This window comes from Streptomyces sp. NPDC107654, from assembly GCF_055639035.1.
The window spans coordinates 54326-71365 of the sequence record NZ_JBVKBI010000007.1 but is presented as its reverse complement, the minus strand read 5'-3'; the positions used below and the strand labels follow the sequence as shown (position 1 = coordinate 71365).

Annotated in this window: 16 protein-coding genes and 2 tRNA genes; 6 read left to right on the top strand and 12 right to left on the bottom strand. The window is 71.1% G+C overall.

The window, feature by feature from the left end:
• Window positions 1-11: 11 nt before the first annotated feature.
• Window positions 12-596 (top strand): TetR/AcrR family transcriptional regulator, encoded by a 585-nt coding sequence (locus ACZ7N4_RS14805; RefSeq protein ID WP_471358173.1) that lies wholly within the window; start codon window positions 12-14, stop codon window positions 594-596.
• Here ACZ7N4_RS14805 and ACZ7N4_RS14800 read toward each other — a convergent pair.
• On the bottom strand, window positions 593-5389 hold the full coding sequence (locus ACZ7N4_RS14800; RefSeq protein WP_471358170.1) for a hybrid sensor histidine kinase/response regulator: 4797 nt from the start codon (window positions 5387-5389) through the stop codon (window positions 593-595). The genes ACZ7N4_RS14805 and ACZ7N4_RS14800 overlap by 4 nt on opposite strands.
• Window positions 5390-5758: 369 nt before the next feature.
• Complete coding sequence (locus ACZ7N4_RS14795; protein ID WP_471358167.1) at window positions 5759-6238, bottom strand: SSI family serine proteinase inhibitor; 480 nt, start codon at window positions 6236-6238, stop codon at window positions 5759-5761.
• Window positions 6239-6436: 198 nt separating this feature from the next.
• Between ACZ7N4_RS14795 and ACZ7N4_RS14790 the strand changes: the two genes are divergently transcribed.
• Window positions 6437-6527, top strand: a tRNA-Ser gene (locus ACZ7N4_RS14790).
• A gap of 204 nt (window positions 6528-6731) precedes the next feature.
• A tRNA-Arg gene (locus tag ACZ7N4_RS14785) sits at window positions 6732-6804 on the top strand.
• Window positions 6805-6906: 102 nt separating this feature from the next.
• On the opposite strand, the gene ACZ7N4_RS14780 is transcribed toward ACZ7N4_RS14785, so the two are convergent.
• The 4 genes from ACZ7N4_RS14780 to ACZ7N4_RS14765 all read right to left on the bottom strand — a co-directional run bounded on the left by ACZ7N4_RS14780 (window position 6907) and on the right by ACZ7N4_RS14765 (window position 10007).
• Complete coding sequence (locus ACZ7N4_RS14780; RefSeq protein WP_471358164.1) at window positions 6907-7269, bottom strand: tyrosine-type recombinase/integrase; 363 nt, start codon at window positions 7267-7269, stop codon at window positions 6907-6909.
• 897 nt (window positions 7270-8166) lie between these two features.
• Window positions 8167-9003, bottom strand: coding sequence for a protein kinase domain-containing protein (locus ACZ7N4_RS14775; RefSeq protein ID WP_471358162.1), 837 nt, complete (start codon window positions 9001-9003; stop codon window positions 8167-8169).
• A gap of 70 nt (window positions 9004-9073) precedes the next feature.
• Window positions 9074-9517 carry a glycine-rich domain-containing protein gene (locus tag ACZ7N4_RS14770; protein ID WP_471358159.1) on the bottom strand — a complete coding sequence of 148 codons (444 nt, stop codon included), beginning with the start codon at window positions 9515-9517 and terminating at the stop codon, window positions 9074-9076.
• A gap of 247 nt (window positions 9518-9764) precedes the next feature.
• A complete protein-coding gene (locus tag ACZ7N4_RS14765; protein ID WP_029393047.1) occupies window positions 9765-10007 on the bottom strand; it encodes a hypothetical protein in 243 nt (80 codons plus the stop codon).
• A gap of 107 nt (window positions 10008-10114) precedes the next feature.
• Here ACZ7N4_RS14765 and ACZ7N4_RS14760 point away from each other — a divergent pair, with 107 nt between their 5' ends.
• The gene (locus tag ACZ7N4_RS14760) at window positions 10115-10858 is read left to right on the top strand and encodes an XRE family transcriptional regulator (RefSeq protein WP_471358156.1); all 744 of its coding nucleotides are present in this window, start codon (window positions 10115-10117) and stop codon (window positions 10856-10858) included.
• Between the two features lie 2 nt (window positions 10859-10860).
• Complete coding sequence (locus ACZ7N4_RS14755; RefSeq protein WP_471358155.1) at window positions 10861-11331, top strand: NUDIX domain-containing protein; 471 nt, start codon at window positions 10861-10863, stop codon at window positions 11329-11331.
• A gap of 233 nt (window positions 11332-11564) precedes the next feature.
• Here ACZ7N4_RS14755 and ACZ7N4_RS14750 read toward each other — a convergent pair whose 3' ends face one another.
• The 5 genes from ACZ7N4_RS14750 to ACZ7N4_RS14730 form a co-directional block, all read right to left on the bottom strand.
• Window positions 11565-12476 (bottom strand): bile acid:sodium symporter family protein, encoded by a 912-nt coding sequence (locus tag ACZ7N4_RS14750; protein WP_471358153.1) that lies wholly within the window; start codon window positions 12474-12476, stop codon window positions 11565-11567.
• 80 nt (window positions 12477-12556) lie between these two features.
• Entirely contained in the window at window positions 12557-13891 is a 1335-nt protein-coding gene (locus tag ACZ7N4_RS14745; RefSeq protein ID WP_471358151.1) for a Dyp-type peroxidase, read from the bottom strand.
• Window positions 13892-13911: 20 nt separating this feature from the next.
• Window positions 13912-14925 (bottom strand): hypothetical protein, encoded by a 1014-nt coding sequence (locus tag ACZ7N4_RS14740; protein WP_471358149.1) that lies wholly within the window; start codon window positions 14923-14925, stop codon window positions 13912-13914.
• A gap of 46 nt (window positions 14926-14971) precedes the next feature.
• Window positions 14972-15505, bottom strand: coding sequence for a hypothetical protein (locus tag ACZ7N4_RS14735; RefSeq protein ID WP_471358148.1), 534 nt, complete (start codon window positions 15503-15505; stop codon window positions 14972-14974).
• A gap of 113 nt (window positions 15506-15618) precedes the next feature.
• On the bottom strand, window positions 15619-16140 hold the full coding sequence (locus tag ACZ7N4_RS14730) for a hypothetical protein (RefSeq protein WP_471358146.1): 522 nt from the start codon (window positions 16138-16140) through the stop codon (window positions 15619-15621).
• 454 nt (window positions 16141-16594) lie between these two features.
• Here ACZ7N4_RS14730 and ACZ7N4_RS14725 point away from each other — a divergent pair, with 454 nt between their 5' ends.
• Entirely contained in the window at window positions 16595-16729 is a 135-nt protein-coding gene (locus tag ACZ7N4_RS14725; RefSeq protein WP_471358144.1) for a hypothetical protein, read from the top strand.
• Window positions 16730-16754: 25 nt separating this feature from the next.
• On the opposite strand, the gene ACZ7N4_RS14720 is transcribed toward ACZ7N4_RS14725, so the two are convergent.
• The gene (locus ACZ7N4_RS14720) at window positions 16755-17021 is read right to left on the bottom strand and encodes a DUF6959 family protein (RefSeq protein ID WP_471358143.1); all 267 of its coding nucleotides are present in this window, start codon (window positions 17019-17021) and stop codon (window positions 16755-16757) included.
• Window positions 17022-17040 lie beyond the last annotated feature (19 nt).

Here is a 17040-nt window from a genome sequence, read left to right as displayed (position 1 = left end):
ACCCTGTCCCCATGGCACCAGTGAGGGACCCCGAGGCCACCAAGGCCCGCATCTTCGACGCGGCGGTCGCCGAGTTCGCCCGGCACGGCATCGCGGGCGCCCGCATCGACCGCATCGCCGCCGCGGCCAAGGCCAACAAGCAGCTGATCTACGCCTACTTCGGCAACAAGGCGGAGCTGTTCGGCCGGGTCCTCGGCAAGGCCATGCTCGACCTGGCCGCCGCGGTCCCCGTCGACCCGGACGACATCGAGGGCTGGATCGACCGCCTCATGGACTACCACGAGGCCCACCCGGAGGTGGTGCGCCTGCTCTTCTGGGAGGGCCTGGAGTACGGCACCACCACCGAGCTGCCCGACGAGGCCGAACGCCAGGAGCACTACCGCCGGAAGGTCGCGACCCTCCAGGACGGCCAGGACCGCGGTGTCGTCACCGACGCCCTCCCGGCCCGCGACCTGATGTTCCTGCTGATCGCCGTGGCCAACTGGGCGTCGGTCGTCCCGCAGATGAAGCGCATCCTGGTGGGCGCGGAGAGCGCCGACCGCGACCGCCTGCGCGCCTCGGTGAAGGAGGCGGCGCGCAGGCTGGTCGCCCGCTAGTTCGTGCCGATCCGGGCCAGCAGGTCCACGATCCTGCCCTGCACCTCACCGCTGGTCGACCGCTCGGCGAGGAACAGCACCGTCTCGCCCGAGGCCAGCCGCGGCAGGTCGGCCTGGTCGACGGCGGCCGTGTAGACGACCAGCGGCGTGCGGTTGAGCTGCCCGTTCGCGCGCAGCCAGTCCACGATCCCGGGCCGCCGGCGGTGCACCTGCATCAGGTCCATCACCACCAGGTTCGGCCGGAACTGCCCCGCCAGCGTCACCGCGTCGTTGTCGTTCGCGGCCCGCGCGACCTGCATCCCGCGCCGCTCCAGCGTCGCGGTCAGCGCCAGCGCGATCTCCGCGTGCTCCTCGATGAGCAGCACCCGCGGCGGATGCTGCTCGCTGTCGCGGGGCGCCAGCGCCTTCAGCAGTACGGCGGGGTCGGCACCGTACGCCGCCTCGCGCGTCGCCTGCCCCAGTCCCGCCGTCACCAGCACCGGCACCTCGGCGGCCACCGCGGCCTGGCGCAGCGACTGCAGCGCCGTCCGCGTGATCGGCCCGGTCAGCGGGTCCACGAACAGTGCGGCGGGGAAGGCCGCGATCTGGGCGTCGACCTCCTCGCGCGAGTGCACGATCACCGGCCGGTAGCCGCGGTCGCTGAGCGCCTGCTGCGTCGTCACGTCCGGCGCGGGCCACACCAGCAGCCGACGGGGGTTGTCCAGCGGCTCCGGGGGCAGCTCGTCGTCCATCGGCTGCGGACGCGGCGGGTCCGCCACCTCCACGGCCCCACCGGGACCGTCCAGCGGCTCCGGCCCCTCGGCGGCGTCGGGCTCCGGGGCGCCTATGGCGTACGACCGCCCGGCCCCCTCGGTGCCGGCGGCCGGCCGGGACTGCCCGCCGAGCGAGGGCTGCGGCACGGGCGCCGCGCCGGGCGCGGGGGCGGCCTGCGGTGCCGCCTGTGGTGCGGACGGCTGCGCGGGCAGCGACGACGGTGCGGGCGTCGGCTCGGTCGGGGGGTGCGGGCGGGCCGCCTGGTCCGGCTGCGGATCCGGGCGGGTGGCCGGGTCGGGGGGCGTGCCCAGCTTGCGCCGCCGGCCCGAACCGCCCGGCGCGTGCGGTGGCGGAGTCGCCGTCGGCTGCTGCACCTGGACGGCCTGCCGCGCGAACGGCACGCCCTGCCCGAGGGTACGGACGCTGATCGCCCGTCCCTGCGTCGAGTCCGGGTCGACCGGCACACCGCCCGCGGCCTCCGCGGGCAACGGCATCGCGGCCCGCGGCGGGGTGCCGGGGGCGGGAACGCCGGGCGCGGAGGTACCGGTTGCCGGGGCCGGGGTGGTCGCGGTACCGGCGGTCGCGCCGGCACCGGGCCACTGCTGCGGGACACCGGCCGCCTGGCCGCCGGCGGGCGGCACGGCCACCTGTCCGGTTCCGGCCTCGGCCGGCAGCGGGAGCGCGCCGGGGGGCGGTACGGCGGTACCGGCGGGCGGGGTGCCCGGCTGGGCGGCGGCCGGGGGCTGGGGCGCCTGGGCGGGTGCGGCCGGAGGCTGCGGGGTTCGGGCGGGTACGGCCGACGGCTGCTGCGCCGGCGGGGTGGGCGCGGGCTGCGCCACCGTGCCGTGCGGGGGCGTGGCGTGCGCGGGTGCGACCGGCGCGGGTGCGGGCGCGTCCGGGGCGGGGGGTGCTGCGGGAGCGGCGGGTGCCGCCGGGGTGGGCGTCGGCGTGATCTGCGGGGGCACGGCCCGGGCGTGCGGGGCCTGGGCGGGAACCGCGGGGTGGGCCGCCGCCTGCTGGTCCGGGGCGCCGGGCTGGGCACCGGGAACCGGCGGCTGGGCCGGGGCGGCCGGCTGGGCCGGGGCGGTCGGCTGTCCCGGCGACGGTACGGGACCGGCCTGGACGGGGGCGCCCTGCCCGGCGGCACCCTGCGCCGGGACACCGTGCGGTGCCTGGCCGGCAGCCGGCGGTACGGGGGCCTGGCCGGGTGCGGCCGGGGTCGGAAGGGGCTGCGGCGGGGTCTGCGCGGGCGTGCCCGGGGCCACCGGCTGGGCCACGGCCCGGCGCCGGCGGCCGGTCGGGGCACTGGTGGGGTGCGGCTGCGGCGGGGTGTGGTCCTCGGCCTGGTCGAGCGGTACGGCGTCGTGCCGGCCGTCGTCTCCCGGGACGGCCGCCACGGCCACCGGCATCTGAGCGGGCACCTGCACCTGGCCGGGCAGCTGACCCGGCATCCGACCAGGCACCGGGGCCGTCCCGGCCTGCGGTGCGCCGTCGGGAACGGCCGGGTTCCCGGCGTCCGGAGCCACGGGAGCCACCGGGCCCCCGGCGTCCGGAGCCACGGGCGCGCTCGCACCCGGCGCCACCGGAACGGCCATGGCGGGGATCGCGGGCGCCGTGGGGTCCGGGGACCGGTCGGCCTCGGCCGGCGGCAGGGCGAAGACCGTACGCGCGGCGCCCGCCTCCTGGGCCGCGGCCCGCTCGGCCGCGGCGGCCAGCGCCCGACGGCGCCGTCCGGTCGGCTGCGCGCCTTCGCCCGGGACCGCCTCGGCCTGCGGAGGAGCCGCCGAGGCACCTTCACCCGACACACCAGGGACACCCGGAGTACCCGGAACGCCCCGCGCCCCCGCTGCCGGGAGTGCCGGCGGCAGGGCGGCCTGCGGGGCGTCGGCGTCGCGGCGGGCGCGCCGGCCGGTCGGCGTGGGCACGCCCTGCGGCGGCACGGTGCCACCGAGCCCGGTGTTCGAGGCGGCGGCCGCCACGCCCTGCTCGGCCGAGGTCACCACCGCACCCTCGGCCACACCCTCGCCCTCGCCCGTGTCCGCACCGGCGCTGTCGGCGGGCCGGCCGCGGCGCCGTCCGGTCCCGCCGGAGCCGGTCTCCGCGCCCTCGGCCTCGGCCGCGGCAGCCGCCTCGACGGGCGCGGCGGCGCGCCGTCGGCGCCGCCCGGTCGGTACGGGCGCCTGCGCCTCACCGGCGTCGGCCGCGCCGGCCACGTCACTCTCCAGGAAGGCGTCCGTGGAGGGCCGCCGGCCCCGCCGCCGACCGCCGGCGGCCTGTTCCACGGCCTGTTCGGCGGTCGTGCCGGCGTCGTCCGCCACGACCTCACCGGAGTCGGCGAGCTGCACCGCGGCGCCGGCCGGGACACCGGTGACCGCGCCGGCCCCGCCGCCGAGCGGTACTTCGAGGACGTACGCGCTGCCGCTCATGCCCGGCACCTCGTGCGTCTGCAGCACACCGCCGTGGGCGCGCACGATCCCGCGCACGATCGGCTCGTGCACCGGATCGCCGCCGGAGTACGGCCCGCGCACCTCGATGCGCGCGACCTCACCGCGCTGCGCCGCGGCCACGACGACGGTGTTGTCCAGGTAACCGCCCGCCGAGACGGGCGTGTTGCCGGTGGCGTCGACCCCGGCGACATCCGCCACCAGATGCGCGAGCGCGGTGGCGAGCCGCTGCGGGTCGACCTCGGCCTCGATGGGCGGCGCGTGGACGGCGAACTGCACCCGTCCCGGCCCGATCAGCTCGACGGCCCCGTCCACACCGGCGGCGACGACGGCGTCCAGCATCACCTTCGTACGGGTGATGTCCTCACTGCCCGCGTCCAGCCGCTGGTAGCCGAGCACGTTGTCGATCAGGGCCGTGATCCGCGAGTACCCGGCGGAGAGGTGGTGCAGCACCTGGTTGGCCTCGGGCCACAGCTGCCCCGCGTCGTCGGCGGCGAGCGCGGACAGTTCGCGGCGCAGCTCGTCCAGCGGCCCGCGCAGCGACCGGCCGAGCAGCGTGAGCAGCTGCTCGTGCCGCCCGGCGAGGGCCTCGTAGCGGTCCTTCTCGCGTTCGGCGAGCGCGGCGTACCGCTCCTCGCCGGCCGCCAGCTCCTCCGCGTGCTGCTCGCGCAGCTCCTCGATCTCGGTGACGTGCTGCTGGCGCAGCGCGGTCAGGTCGGAGGCGTGCTCCTCGGAGAGCCGTTCCAGCTCGTCGGCGTGCGCCTTCTCCAGCGCGGCCTTCTCCTCGACCAGGGCGTCGTACGGCCGCCGGTCGGTGAAGGTCATCACGGCGCCGACGAGCTGGTCCCCGTCGCGCACCGGCGCGGTGGTCAGATCGACCGGAACCTTCTTGTCGCCCTTGGACCACAGCACCTGCCCGCGCACCCGGTGCTTGCGCCCGGAGCGCAGGGTGTCGGCGAGCGGCGACTCGTCGTACGGGAAGGGAGTGCCGTCGGCGCGGGAGTGCAGCACCAGCGTGTGCAGCTCCTTGCCGCCCAGCTCACCGGCCCGGTAGCCCAGGATCTGGGCGGCGGCCGGATTGACGAGCACGATCCGCCCGTCGGTGTCGGTGCCCACGACACCCTCCGCGGCCGCCCGCAGGATCATCTCGGTCTGCCGCTGCGAGCGGGCCAGCTCCGCCTCGGTGTCGACGGTCCCGGACAGGTCCCGGACCACGATCATCAGCAGCTCGTCGCCGGTGTAGCCGTAAGCGTCGTACGCCTGCTGGCCGCTCTCCAGGTTCGCGCTGGTGACCTCGACCGGGAACTCGCTGCCGTCGGTCCGCCGGGCGACCATCCGGGTCGGCTTGGTCCGTCCCGTGGGATCCATGTGATCGGGGCGTCGCATGGACCCGGGGATCAGCCGGGAGTCGAACTCGGGCAGCAGATCGAGCAGCCCGCGCCCCACGAGAGCCGTACCGGGCGCCTCGAAGGCCTCCAGCGCGATGGTGTTGGCGTTGACGACGGTTCCGTTGGCGTTGACCAGGACCAACGCGTCCGGCAGCGCGTCGAGTATGGCTGCGAGGCGAGCAGCGCCTCGGGATGGCCTGCTGCTCACGAGACGCCTTCCTCCCTGTTACCGCACCTTGCCGACCGCTCGGGCCATCTTGCCAACCGGCCCGCGACGTGTCACGCGAGGGAGTCTAAGGGCATGGGTTGCGCTCGCGGCGCCGGATGAGGGGGAGGTCCCACGACGAAGTGACGACGAACGCATGACCGCATGCTCCGACTCCCCGAGACCTCCCCCGGACCTTTACGGAACCAATGCGTCCGCCAAGGCGCGACTCCCGCACACGACTCCGTCGCGCGGTTCCCCCGTACGGCCGTCTCTCACGGCTCCCTCACGGGACTCCCTGGTACGGCCGTCCCGCAGCCTCCCACTGCGCGGCTCCCACCGAGCCGAGAGGCTGCCTCGTACGGCGGCTCCCTACGCGGACGCGCCCATCTCCGGCAGCAGCGGCACCATCCGGTCCCACCGTCCGATCTCGCACCCGTCGCCCCGGTCGTACGACGCGTCGACCGGGCGTCCGGCCCAGGTCCCGGTGACCCGGGCGGTGGCCGGGCCGCCGTAGATCATGGTGCAGGCGCTGCCGGGGGGCACCGGCGCGAAGGGGTCCCGGCCCCACCGCGTCCGTGCGTCGAGCACCCGGCACGCCCCGGCGGCGTCCGGGTGCCGTCCGGCGCTGGGGTGGCAGGACACCCGGTACGTCCCGTCCCGCCCCGCACCGGCGTGCCGGACCACGACCGTGAGGTGGTCCCCCTGGTCCTCGGGCCGCACGGGCGGCGGCAGGGCGCCCGCCGCGGCGGCGGGCACGGCGGTGAGGGGGACGACGGGGACGAGGGGCGCGACGGCGCACAGGGATGTCAGCAGAAGGCGCCGTCCGGCGCCCGGCAGCACAGAGACCATGCCCCGTCCAACGCGGATCCGGCGGAGACGTTGCGCCCCACCCCTCCCTCGGCCCTCCTCCGGTTCCCGCCCCGCCGGGCGAAGCCCTTTGCCCTGCGGCCCGAGTGCCTAGTACCGTGGGGGGCGATTGGTGACGCGGTGCTCGACTGTGTCATCATCTGCACGCACCAATCGCGCGCTCGCGTGAGCGGTTGTGCTGGAGGCGTCGCCTAGTCCGGTCTATGGCGCCGCACTGCTAATGCGGTTTGGGCCTTAAAGCCCATCGAGGGTTCAAATCCCTCCGCCTCCGCCCCGATCCCGAAGCCCCGGTCCCCAGGACCGGGGCTTCGGCGTTCCCCGGCTCCGGGTCGCTTCCCCGGGACTCTGGACGTTTTCGCAGGTCACAAGGGGTGTGCGGATCGGATTTCACATGACGGCGGCAGTCATGTAATGTTCTTCCTGTCGCCGCGAGCGGGCCGAAAGGACCGGGAGCGGGGGCAAAACAAAAGAACAAGCACTCGTAGCTTAACGGATAGAGCATCTGACTACGGATCAGAAGGTTGCAGGTTCGAATCCTGCCGAGTGCACAACAGACCAGAGGCCCTGTGGAGCGATCCACAGGGCCTCTGGCTTTTGCCTTGACGGCAGTGCTTGACGGCAACCGCCTCCGAGGGCGGGAGCGGGACCGATCAGACGGCCACGAGTACACCGGCCGGGCCGTCATCATCGTCCGGCCCGTTGCCGTCACCCCTCAGTGCGTCGCCGACGCGGTCGAAGGCGGACCGCTGGGAGTCGAGCCGTACGAAGGTGTAGATGTCCATGGTCACGCGGATGGAGCTGTGGCCCAGGACTTCCATGATCATTCGGGCGTCGGCGCCCTGTTCGTGGAGCAGGGAAGCGCAGGTGTGGCGCAGGTCATGGAAGCGGACCTTACGGACTCCGGCGCGAGCGCACAGCGCCTCGAAGGACCGGTTCAGGTTCCGCGGCTCGATGGGGGTCCCGTTCTTCGTTGTGAAGTTTGCATCGGTGTGACAGCCGATCCCGCGATCCACCCCACTCCTCCATCTTCGACTCCGGGCAGGGCGGAGGCCCGCCCTCGTGTGCTACAGGTGCCGGATAGCCAGTCGGTGTGACAGTGGCCGGGTAAAAGTCAGCTCTGCCCACCCGCACACACGGCATCTTGTAATCCCCTGCCTGTGGATAGAGTCCGCCGACCGTCAGAACAAACAGGAACCAATGCGGCTATAAGCGCCATAGAGGTGTCGATGCTGCGGAACGGGTGGGTAGGTGGGGACCGCGTGGCCGCACGCCCGGCCAGGGCTCAGCGCAGCGGAGCTGTTCAGAGTTTCTTTACTGGATCAAGGCGCCCCGCCTGCGGCGGGCCGCGCGCGCTGGCGGCCCGTGGCCGCCGCCGCTCCCTGTCTCCGCCACCGCTCCGGCGGCCCCCCGCCGCTCAGCGCGCAGCACCGCCAAGGCTGTCGACCAGGCCAGGAGGAAACCCGACCTCCCCGAGCACCAGGACCAGGCCGCCGCTGACCATGCGTGACCACACCGCCCAACCGGCCACCGCTCCGAGCCGGATGGGCCGCAGAGCCGCATGCGGTGCCCATGCGTCATGCAGCGCTGACAACGCTCCGGCCGGAATGGGACCGAGGACCATGACGCATTGAAGAAGCGTGGTCGAGGCCGGCGGGTGGTCGCTGGAAACACACGTGACGGGTGCTCGTTCGGCGCATCCGCCGTCGTGGCTGACTTTCGGTGGCTCAGGTCAGAAATCCTCTCCAACTCGACAACGAGGGAGCGGGGTTCCAGCAGCACCCGCATACGAGCACGCCAACCGCCCCGGTACCATCGGCACCGGGGTCCTGACCAGGGACTCCGCGACCGGGCCACCCTGAATGCTGTCCAGGCGGAGGGGTGGTCCGGTCTTCTGCTTGTGGATCTATGGCTCAGCTCAGGGCCTTACCGACCTCGTAGATCGTGGGCCTGTCCTCGGGCGCCGGACTGAGCATGGCGTCGATCAGTTCGCCCAGCTCGCCATGCACCTTCACGGGCCGGCGCTTGCCGCTCGCGACGGCTTGTCTCTGCTCGGGGCGCGGTGCGTCGTCCGGGTACTCGACGGGCCGCCAGCCCGTGGCGGAAATGAGCAGGGACGCGCCGAGCGCATAGATGTCCGCTTCCTGCGTAGGCTGCGCCTCTCCGGTCGCAAGCACGCTGCGCGCGATCTCCGGCGCCTCGTAGTGGACGAGGCAGCCGCGGAACGGAAAGTCGTACCCCTCGGGGACGTGTCCGCCGCGCGCCAAGGCCAGGTCGATGAGGTGCGTGCGATCCGGGCCGATGATGAAGTGTGCGGGCTGCACGTCGCCGTGGGCCCAGCCCTTGCCATGTAGCTCGGCCAGCGCCTCTACGCAGCCGAGGGCCGCGCCGGGATGAGGTTCCGTACGAGAGTCCGGCTCACGACAGGGTTTCCACAGCTCGTACAGGTCGGGCCCTTCGTGCCACGGCTGGAAGTTCCAGGTGCCCAGCTCCCATTCGCCGTACGCGAAGTCATCGAGGCCGAGTCGGTACAGCACGGCCCCTTCGCGCGCGGGGGCAAGTGCCGTCCAGGGCTGTGCGGACCAGTCGGCCGTGGCCTCGATCGGGTAACCGACCTTCACGGCGTACTGCCCCCGATGGCTCTCGACCTCCCAGACCATCGAGCCCCGACGATTGACGACCAGGCGCTGAGCCTTGGGCATCAGTGCGTCGAGCACGACGATCGGCAGTTCAGGGGGTCTCCCGGACAACGTCTGTTCTCCTTCCGGGCGGCGCGGCCGACCCCGCATCGAGGCCGGCCGCGTCGCTGGTGTCGTGTCGCTACGCCTGACCGTACGGACGGCCGCAGTCCGCGTCGCACTGCGCGAGGTTCGTGCCGTCCATGGTCCAGAGGTCGTCGAAGACCATGAACCCGGCCGCCTTCATCGCGTGTGCGGACGCGGTGACCTTCTTCGGGTCACGGGGCCCTCCGCCCGGCATGGGGTTGTGGTGGAGGAAGCGGCCCGCGTACCGGTCGCAGAGCGCGGCGTACTCCTTCGTGTGCAGGATGAGTGCGTGCAGACCGAGGTCCACGTCGTCGGACGGGACCATGGGGACGGTCGCGGTCGCGGCGGTGACCACGAAGGCCACCGCCTGGTCCGCGATCCGCTCGGCCCGTTCGCGGGACTGCCCGTTGTGGACGATCACGAAGTGGGTGAGGCTGTCGAACAGTTCCTCACCAGCCACCGCGCGACCGGTTTTCTGGTCGTTGGCCGTTGCCGTCATGCGAATACTCCTTGAGTGTCGCTGTGCTCTGGCACTTGCGCATGCGTCGGTCGCCGAGGCACGGCCTATGGCGACCAGCGGATGGAAGGCCGACCCCGAACGGGGAAGGGGGAGCCAGGGAAGGTGGCACCCCGTTCGGGGCGGCCGGTCTACTGGCTGGTTCCGAGGGCCATGCCGATCACCAGGCCACACGATCCGCTGATCATGATGATGAACAGGACCCCGGCATACTGGCCGATGGCGCGCATCACAGGCCGTCCCGGCTGTTGCCGTTCTTGATGGCCAGGCGGGCGCTCAGTTCTTCCCGCGCAGTCGGGGCCACCACGTTGTCCGGCAAGGCATCCCACTCGACGCCGCCGCCGACGGGCCTTATCTGCACCCGGGCGCCGATCTCGCCCATGACGACGCCGATACGTCCACTGGCAGTGTCCTTCGCCAGTTCACCGATGCCTGGTCTGGTCTGCTGGTTGCTCGCCATGCGGACGAGCATCCTGCCGCTCATCAGGACGTCGGAACCTCCGACAAACCCCACTTCGGGACGTCCCGCGTCGGGTAGAACGTCCCTAGTGCCGTCCCCGGCTGTTAGGAGAGATTGGGATGCCGAACGAGAGGTTACGTGCTGCCATGGCGGCCGGCGGCTGGACTTACGCCGCCCTTGCGGACAAGGTCGAAGTCGACCCCAAGTCCGTTGAACGATGGGTCAATCTGGGGCGTACGCCGCGCCGGGCCACGGCCATGCTGGCAGCGGAAATACTAGGAGAAGACGTGCACGCTCTATGGCCCGCGCTCCGGCAGGCACGCCCTGCCCGCGCTGTCAGTCCGGAACTCGTGGCTCTCTACGACCAGCGGGCGGACATCCCCGTGTCCACCTTCGTGGACATGCTGACCCAGGCGCGCGAGCACATCGACGTGCTGGTGTACGCCGCTGTCTTCCTGCACGAGGCGTACCCGCGGCTCAACGACCTCCTGCGAGAGCGAGCGTACGAGGGATGTGTGGTCCGTATCGCGATCGGTGACCCGGACAGTACGAATGTGCAACAGCGCGGTGCGGAGGAGAGGTTCGGCCACGGGATCGAGTCCCGTTGCCGACTCGCCCTCATGCACTACCGCCCGCTTGCCGGGGTACCTGGCATCGAGGTGCGCACCCATGCCACCACGCTCTACAACTCGATCTATCGTGCAGATGACCAGGCACTGGTCAATGCCCATGTCTGGGGCGTGAACGCCTACGGTGCTCCCGTGTGGCATCTCCGGCGCAGCGGGAAGGGCGGCATGTTCGACACCTACGCCAGCAGCTTCGAGGCGGTGTGGGAAACCGCGACGCCGGTACGAGAAGGGTGACCATGGCACGGACCGAGTACTACGACGACCCAGCGGCACCGGAGCCGAACAGCCTGGTGGTCGCAGCGTCCGCCGCGGTCACCGACGACGAAGGGCGCATTCTCCTTCAGCGCCGACGGGACAACGCTCTCTGGGCGCTACCTGGTGGCGGCATGGAGCTGACCGACTCACTCCCAGGAACGGCCGTCCGCGAGGTGAAGGAAGAGACCGGTCTGGACGTAGAGATCACCGGGCTCGTGGGCACGTACACCGACCCTCGTCACGTCATCGCCTACTCGGACGGTGAGGTGCGCAGGCAGTTCAACGTTTGCTTCACCGCCCGCGTGGTCGGGGGCCGGCTCGCGATCTCGGACGAGTCCACGGAGCTGCGGTTCGTTCAGCCAGAGGAGATCGATCAGCTGCCGATGCACCACACGCAGCGACTTCGGATCCGTCACTTCCTGGAGCACCGCGATCGGCCTTATCTCGGCTGATCGCACCCGCGACACCGCTTCAGGAGTCCGATCCTGAGCGCGGCCTGGCGATACCACCGCGTCGTCGGGCGAGCGTACCGGGCTGACCCTGTACCCCGGCCTTGGTCGCGCTGCTTCCCTCTCTGATTCCGTGAGGCTCCAGCACGGTGGTTCGGCTTCTGCCTACTGGGAAGCGCACGCTGTCCCCGGTGCACGCGGGCGCACGTCCACGTCATCAGCTTGGGATTTTTCGATCACTCATGACATGACCGGCCTTCCGCGTGCGCGTCCGTCTTCACTGCCGTGGAAGCCCTTCGTCGGTGGCTGAGCAGTGCGCCGATCGGCAGGGCTGCCGCCAGGCCGCTGAGCAGGATGGCGGCGAGTGCACCGAGGATGGCGGGCTGGTCGTTGAAGGCGATGCCGATCGCGGCCAGTGCGGGACCGGCGTTGCGTACAGAGGTGACGCCGCCCATGGTGGTGCGTCGTACGGATGGCCCCGTGGACAGCAGCGTTCCGACGGTGAAGGCGGCGGCGGAGAGCAGGAAGCCGGCCAGGAGAGCGAGGGAGCCGAGGAGCGCGACGACACCCCGCCAGTTTCCGAGCAGCATGCCCGCCAGCACGATCAGGAAGGTGATGTTGGAGACCGTCGCTGCCGGGGGGTGCCATGACCTTGCGGTGGTCTCGGCGTAGTGGCGTATCAGCAGGCCGATGGCGAACGGTACGAGTTGCAGCAGGGCCACGGTCCGGACCAGTGCTCCGACGTCGAGGGAGACATTGGTGCCGACGTCGGCGGCGGTGAGGAGGCCGTTGACGGTGGGGGCGAAGGTGAGGCTGCCGATGGAGGCGAGCAGCACCTGCATCGCCGCGCCGACGACGACGTCACCGCTTTGCACCATGGCGAGTTTCGCCCCGAAGGGGCCGCCCGGGGAGGAGGCGACCAGGACGAGCGCGATGAAGGAGGCGGAGGGAAGGCTGAACAGCGCGCCGATGCCCCAGCCGAGCAGCGGGACGACCACCATGTTGGCGATCAGTGCCAGCAGCAGGAGGGGGAGGTTGGTGAAGACCCCGCGCAGTGCCGGCACGGTGGCGCCCAGTCCGGCGGCGAACATGGTGGCCGCGATGAAGATGACGGTGACGGCGTTGAGCACCAGGTGCAGGGTCTCCATCAGGCTTTCCTCATGTCCGTCCGGTCCCCTCCGCCGGCGGTGCGTGGGGGCCGGTGCTGGGCCGGCCCGTCACCGCGCTGTCAGTCGTGCAGGTCGCCGAGCCAGCGCAGGGCGGTCAGGCTCGGCAGGAAGCAGTACTCGCCCCCGCGGGTGACGACGAAATGCGGCAGCGAGGCCAGGCGCCGGCGCAGCGGCCGCCGGGGGATCGTGAAATCGGTGGAGCCGTCGCGGGATCCGGTCACGGGGTCCTGGGCGTTGTTCGCGCCGAAGAAGACGCCGTCGTTCATCCACTGGGACTGGACGAACTCGAACTGCCGCCCCGGATGGGCGCCGATGAACGCGAACATCAGGCCGCGGTCGACTCCGTCGTCCTCCAGTACCCCTTCGGGCAGGGACGGACCATAGACGGCGCCGCGCCGGATCATGCGGTGCAGTCGCACCTCTCCCGCCACTGCGGCGTCACGGGGATTGGCCCGGCGGATGTGGCAGCCGCCGGGTGTCTTGAACCCCGCCGGGTCGTCGCTCTCGTACAGGAAGGTGTTACGACGGTACGGGTCGGCACCGAGGGCGGGATCGTCCTGCTGCGGTGCCAGTGCCAGGGGAGCTCCGCTGCGCCAGCGCCCCATGATCTTCGCGGCGATCAGCTCCTCGTCCTGGGGTCCGGTGGAGTTGTCCTTCAGGTAGCGGCGGAACTGGGCGGCCTTCTGATGGAGCTTGCGGAAGACCGCGTAACTGCCGTTGCGAGCCAGGACGGCGGGTTCGGGGCTCTGGATGCCGCCGATCTCGTCCCGGTATCCCAGGATGAATTCTCCGGCCTTCAGGGGCACTTCCAACTCGTTGGACCCGGGTATGCCGCTGCCTTCGACGGCCGGATGGCTGACCCCGTCGCGATAGCCGAAGTGCTCGGTCTCGGTGGGCAGCGCGTAGCAGTCCTGCCGCCATATCGCCGTGACACCGGAAAGCCGGTCGTAGGCGGGGCGGGCGCGGTCGACGGCTTCCTCCAGGTGCGTGGGGTCGGGCGCGACCGCTGTGATCACCACGTGCACATCGGAGCTGCCGAGCGGCGCTTCCCAGTGTTCCGGACCGCTCTCGCCCACATCGCCCAGCGCCCTGGCACGCGCTGCCATGCCCTGTCGGAACTCCCAGGCGAACGTGTCCAGGGAGGCGCGCGGCACCCCCAGCACCTCCAGGCCGCGACAGGTGACGGCCACACTCACCCAGGTCTCCCCCAGGGGACTCACCGAGTCCGCCGCGGAGGTCACGGCCGTGCTCGCGCGCCGCATCAACTCCCGCCCGTGCGCGGGGTCGTCGATGCGGAAGACGAGGTAGGTCGCCGCGTACGGTGTCGGCCGGGCGCTGAGAACCCCGCGCTGGATGTCGTCGAGTTGCAGGGTGATATCCGTGTGCACGCTCACGGTTGACCTCCGCGCCGGCCTTACTTGGAGACGACGTTCCGCCAGAAGTTCCGCAGGCTGTCGTCACCGCCGAACAAGGAACTGAAGATCGTCGAGTCCGCCAGCAGCAGATCGGCCGCGCGGTCACCGCTGGGCGGCATCCACAGACACATGTTGAACTCGGCGTTGCCGGACTCGGTGAACGGATGCGGGCGGGACGTGTCGATCGGCTGTCTGGCCAGCACACGGACGGCGTCCGGGTCTTCGCTCGTCACGTCGTAGTGCGGCAGGTGCATGTGGAAGTTGAAGTTCGTCACCCCCTCCAGCCAGCCCTTCGGATCCAGGTCCCGGACCGTGGACAGAGGGGCGATCTGGTTGTCTTCGAGCATCGCGGGACGCAGTCCGTAGCGGTTCATGACCGGCACGTCGAGGCCCTTCATCAGGTCTCTCACGTAGGTGGCGAAACGCTGCTGCCGGGGCACCAGCGGATCGCCGTGGTGGCGGTACTCCATCTCCCGGACCTTCAGGTCGTCCGAGGAGCCGACATCGTGGTGCGGGCCCAGGACGAGGCAGGCGTCCTCCCGGGCGAGGAACGCCCGCAGCGCCTCGATCTCCCCCGGCTGGGCCTCCTGCTCGGTGACCGCGTGGTCCAGCCCGAACACGAACAGCACGTCCGTGTCGCCGAGCACCCGCTCGTCGAGCGGGGTGAAGAAACCCGCCTGGTCGATGCGCTGGTACACCGGGACGGGATGCCCCGTGACCTCCTCGACGTAGTCCTGGAACGGCACCCAGGCCCAGAAGAACAGCTCCAGCGAGCCGGCGATGCCCTGCTGGAACCGATACGGATCCGACCACTTCGGGTCCTCGTACGCGGGCCATGCCACCCGCCTGACCTCGGTCATCGTGGAGAACCGGTTGTCCAGCTCGGACGCGTTGCGACCGGCCTCGGCCGGATAGCTCCACGAGACGTAGATGCTCACCCGCCGCCCGCCAGGGGTGTACTTACGCGGAATGTGCCGCTGGTTGTACGTGCGCGCGGTCCTGATCTCGCTCATGTCGATCGTCTCACTGCACCTGGTCGTCTCACTGCATCTGGTCGCTTCACTGCATCTGGTCGAGCATCTCCGAAAGGGCGCTCTTGATCCGCAGAGCCTTCTTGATCTCGTCCGCCGTCACGTACGGATACTCTCCGTACTCGATGAAGCTCGGACAGTGGTGTTCGCGCACAAAGCGCACGAAAGCGTCGGGATTCGTCCGCCAGTCCTCGGGAAACCCTTCGAGGTTTTCGAAGGCCGTGCTCACGCCCGCCTTGCTGAACAGCGCGACGGCGTCCTCGGTGTACTTGTCGAAGTCGGTGTCGAAGATCCCCTGGTACATGAAGCGCGTGTCGTCATCGAAGAGGACCCAGCGCAGGTAGTGCAGCTTCAAGGGCGCGAGGAGGTACGGGTCCTGTTCCAGCGCCTTGGCCAGGGTGTAGCCGTACTCGCGCATCGTGTCGGCTCTGCCCGGCTTGACCTTCGCGACGATGGTGAATCCGTAGCACGCCGGGGTCCTCGGAAAAACGGGACCGTATTTCCCCTGTTCCAGATGGTCGGTCTCCTTGGGGATGACGGCCGCCTGGGGCTTGATCTCCATGTCCGCTCCTCACTGTTCGAGAGGCCGGGACGGACCACTTCCAGCGTCACACCGGGCGACGGGATGCGCCTGCTGGGCAGGTGCGCTGATCTACGGCTCTCACCGCCACGGCGTCAGTGCTTGCTGGCGACCTTGAAGACAACGACCACCAGCCCGAGCATCAGATTCACCGCCCCCGCGATCACCACCGCGCGGCCTGTGGCCCCCGCGCTGCGGGCGGCGACCGTGGACCAGCCCACATGACCGGCCAGCGCCACCCCGAGGGCCAGCCACACCGCCCCCTTCGGGCCGATGCCCAGCAGGGGAGTGACGGCGACTGCCACGGCCGGCGGCACGGCCGCCATGATCACGGGCCACTCGTCCGCGCACGCTCCACGGACTTCCGCCAAGCCCACCGGGCCGCCCTTGATCCGTTCTCGGAACAGCCGGCCGTACACGCGGGTCGTCCAGGACACCATCCCGGTGCACAGCAGCAGGAGAACGAGTTGAAGCCTGGGGGCGGAACCGAGTGAGCCCGCTCCGACCACCACCGAGGCCGCGAGCAGCGAGCCGTACACGGCCCCCGTGTATTCGCGCCCCTCGGCAGCTTCCGACTGGGGCACGTCCGCAGCTTGCGAGGGAGCCCGGCTCTCCATGGTTCCAGTGTGGTCAGGTGCGTGGCGCGCCGCACGGCCGCAGGCTGCGGGCGATGAGCGGAGCAAGCGTCTTGAAAGTTGTCACTCCCGGCCTGGCTGGGTCCTGAACCCGCGTACGTTGTGAGCCGGTGCCGCCGCTCAGAGCTGACGGCAAGCCTGACGGCAACGACGGCACACAGAGACCGTTGAACACGGCCATCAACGATCAACCGGGAGGAAGACGGAGCCCCTGCGCAACGGCCCGCCCGATCCTACGGATCAGAAGGTTGCAGGTTCGAATCCTGCCGAGTGCACACAGACAAGAGGCCCCGGAGAGATCCGGGGCCTCTTGCGTTTCAGGGGCGTACAGCAGTGAAGTCGGGCAACGCGCCGGAAGGTGACGCTCTCGCGTCCGCTGTCACCACCGGTGACTTGGACGTCCGGGCACGTCGGAGCACCGCGCAACTCCGACCGTATGAACGATGCCTTCGTCGTCCTCGGGCCGGCCGCCGGCAACGATCTCGTGGCCGTGGCGATGGAAGCCGGCGTCATCACCGCCGGGCAGGGCGAGTGGAACAAGGCTGCGTGGGCCCGGCACCTGTGGTGCTGACCAGTGCGGTCATGGACCTTGCCGCTCAGTAGGGCCGGGGGATGTCGTGCTCCCGCAACGCATCCGCGTAACGCGTCAGCAGAGCGTCGAGGTCCGTCAAGAGCAGGCCGGCCGCGTCCCGGGCCTCGGCCAGGTCGCCGCGCTCGCACGCCTCCGCCACCTCGGCCAGATCGCTGCGGAGGATGTGGAGGGAGTCGCCCTGCATCAAGACACCCGGGAACCTCCGGCCGGGCAGGCGGACCACAGCATCGTTGCCGCCATCAGTGAACAGCTCCGCCTCAACGCGCTCCATCACGCCATCCAATCCGACA

Excerpts from the sequence above, each read along its gene's own strand:
- ACZ7N4_RS14770 (WP_471358159.1), bottom strand. The coding sequence starts at position 9,517 with ATGACGGCAACGGCCAACGACCAGAAAACCGGTCGCGCGGTGGCTGGT.
- ACZ7N4_RS14755 (WP_471358155.1), top strand. The coding sequence starts at position 10,861 with ATGGCACGGACCGAGTACTACGACGACCCAGCGGCACCGGAGCCGAAC.
- ACZ7N4_RS14795 (WP_471358167.1), bottom strand. The coding sequence starts at position 6,238 with ATGGTCTCTGTGCTGCCGGGCGCCGGACGGCGCCTTCTGCTGACATCC.
- ACZ7N4_RS14720 (WP_471358143.1), bottom strand. The coding sequence starts at position 17,021 with ATGGAGCGCGTTGAGGCGGAGCTGTTCACTGATGGCGGCAACGATGCT.
- ACZ7N4_RS14765 (WP_029393047.1), bottom strand. The coding sequence starts at position 10,007 with ATGCTCGTCCGCATGGCGAGCAACCAGCAGACCAGACCAGGCATCGGT.
- ACZ7N4_RS14740 (WP_471358149.1), bottom strand. The coding sequence starts at position 14,925 with ATGAGCGAGATCAGGACCGCGCGCACGTACAACCAGCGGCACATTCCG.
- ACZ7N4_RS14750 (WP_471358153.1), bottom strand. The coding sequence starts at position 12,476 with ATGGAGACCCTGCACCTGGTGCTCAACGCCGTCACCGTCATCTTCATC.
- ACZ7N4_RS14760 (WP_471358156.1), top strand. The coding sequence starts at position 10,115 with ATGCCGAACGAGAGGTTACGTGCTGCCATGGCGGCCGGCGGCTGGACT.
- ACZ7N4_RS14725 (WP_471358144.1), top strand. The coding sequence starts at position 16,595 with ATGAACGATGCCTTCGTCGTCCTCGGGCCGGCCGCCGGCAACGATCTC.
- ACZ7N4_RS14735 (WP_471358148.1), bottom strand. The coding sequence starts at position 15,505 with ATGGAGATCAAGCCCCAGGCGGCCGTCATCCCCAAGGAGACCGACCAT.
- ACZ7N4_RS14730 (WP_471358146.1), bottom strand. The coding sequence starts at position 16,140 with ATGGAGAGCCGGGCTCCCTCGCAAGCTGCGGACGTGCCCCAGTCGGAA.
- ACZ7N4_RS14805 (WP_471358173.1), top strand. The coding sequence starts at position 12 with ATGGCACCAGTGAGGGACCCCGAGGCCACCAAGGCCCGCATCTTCGAC.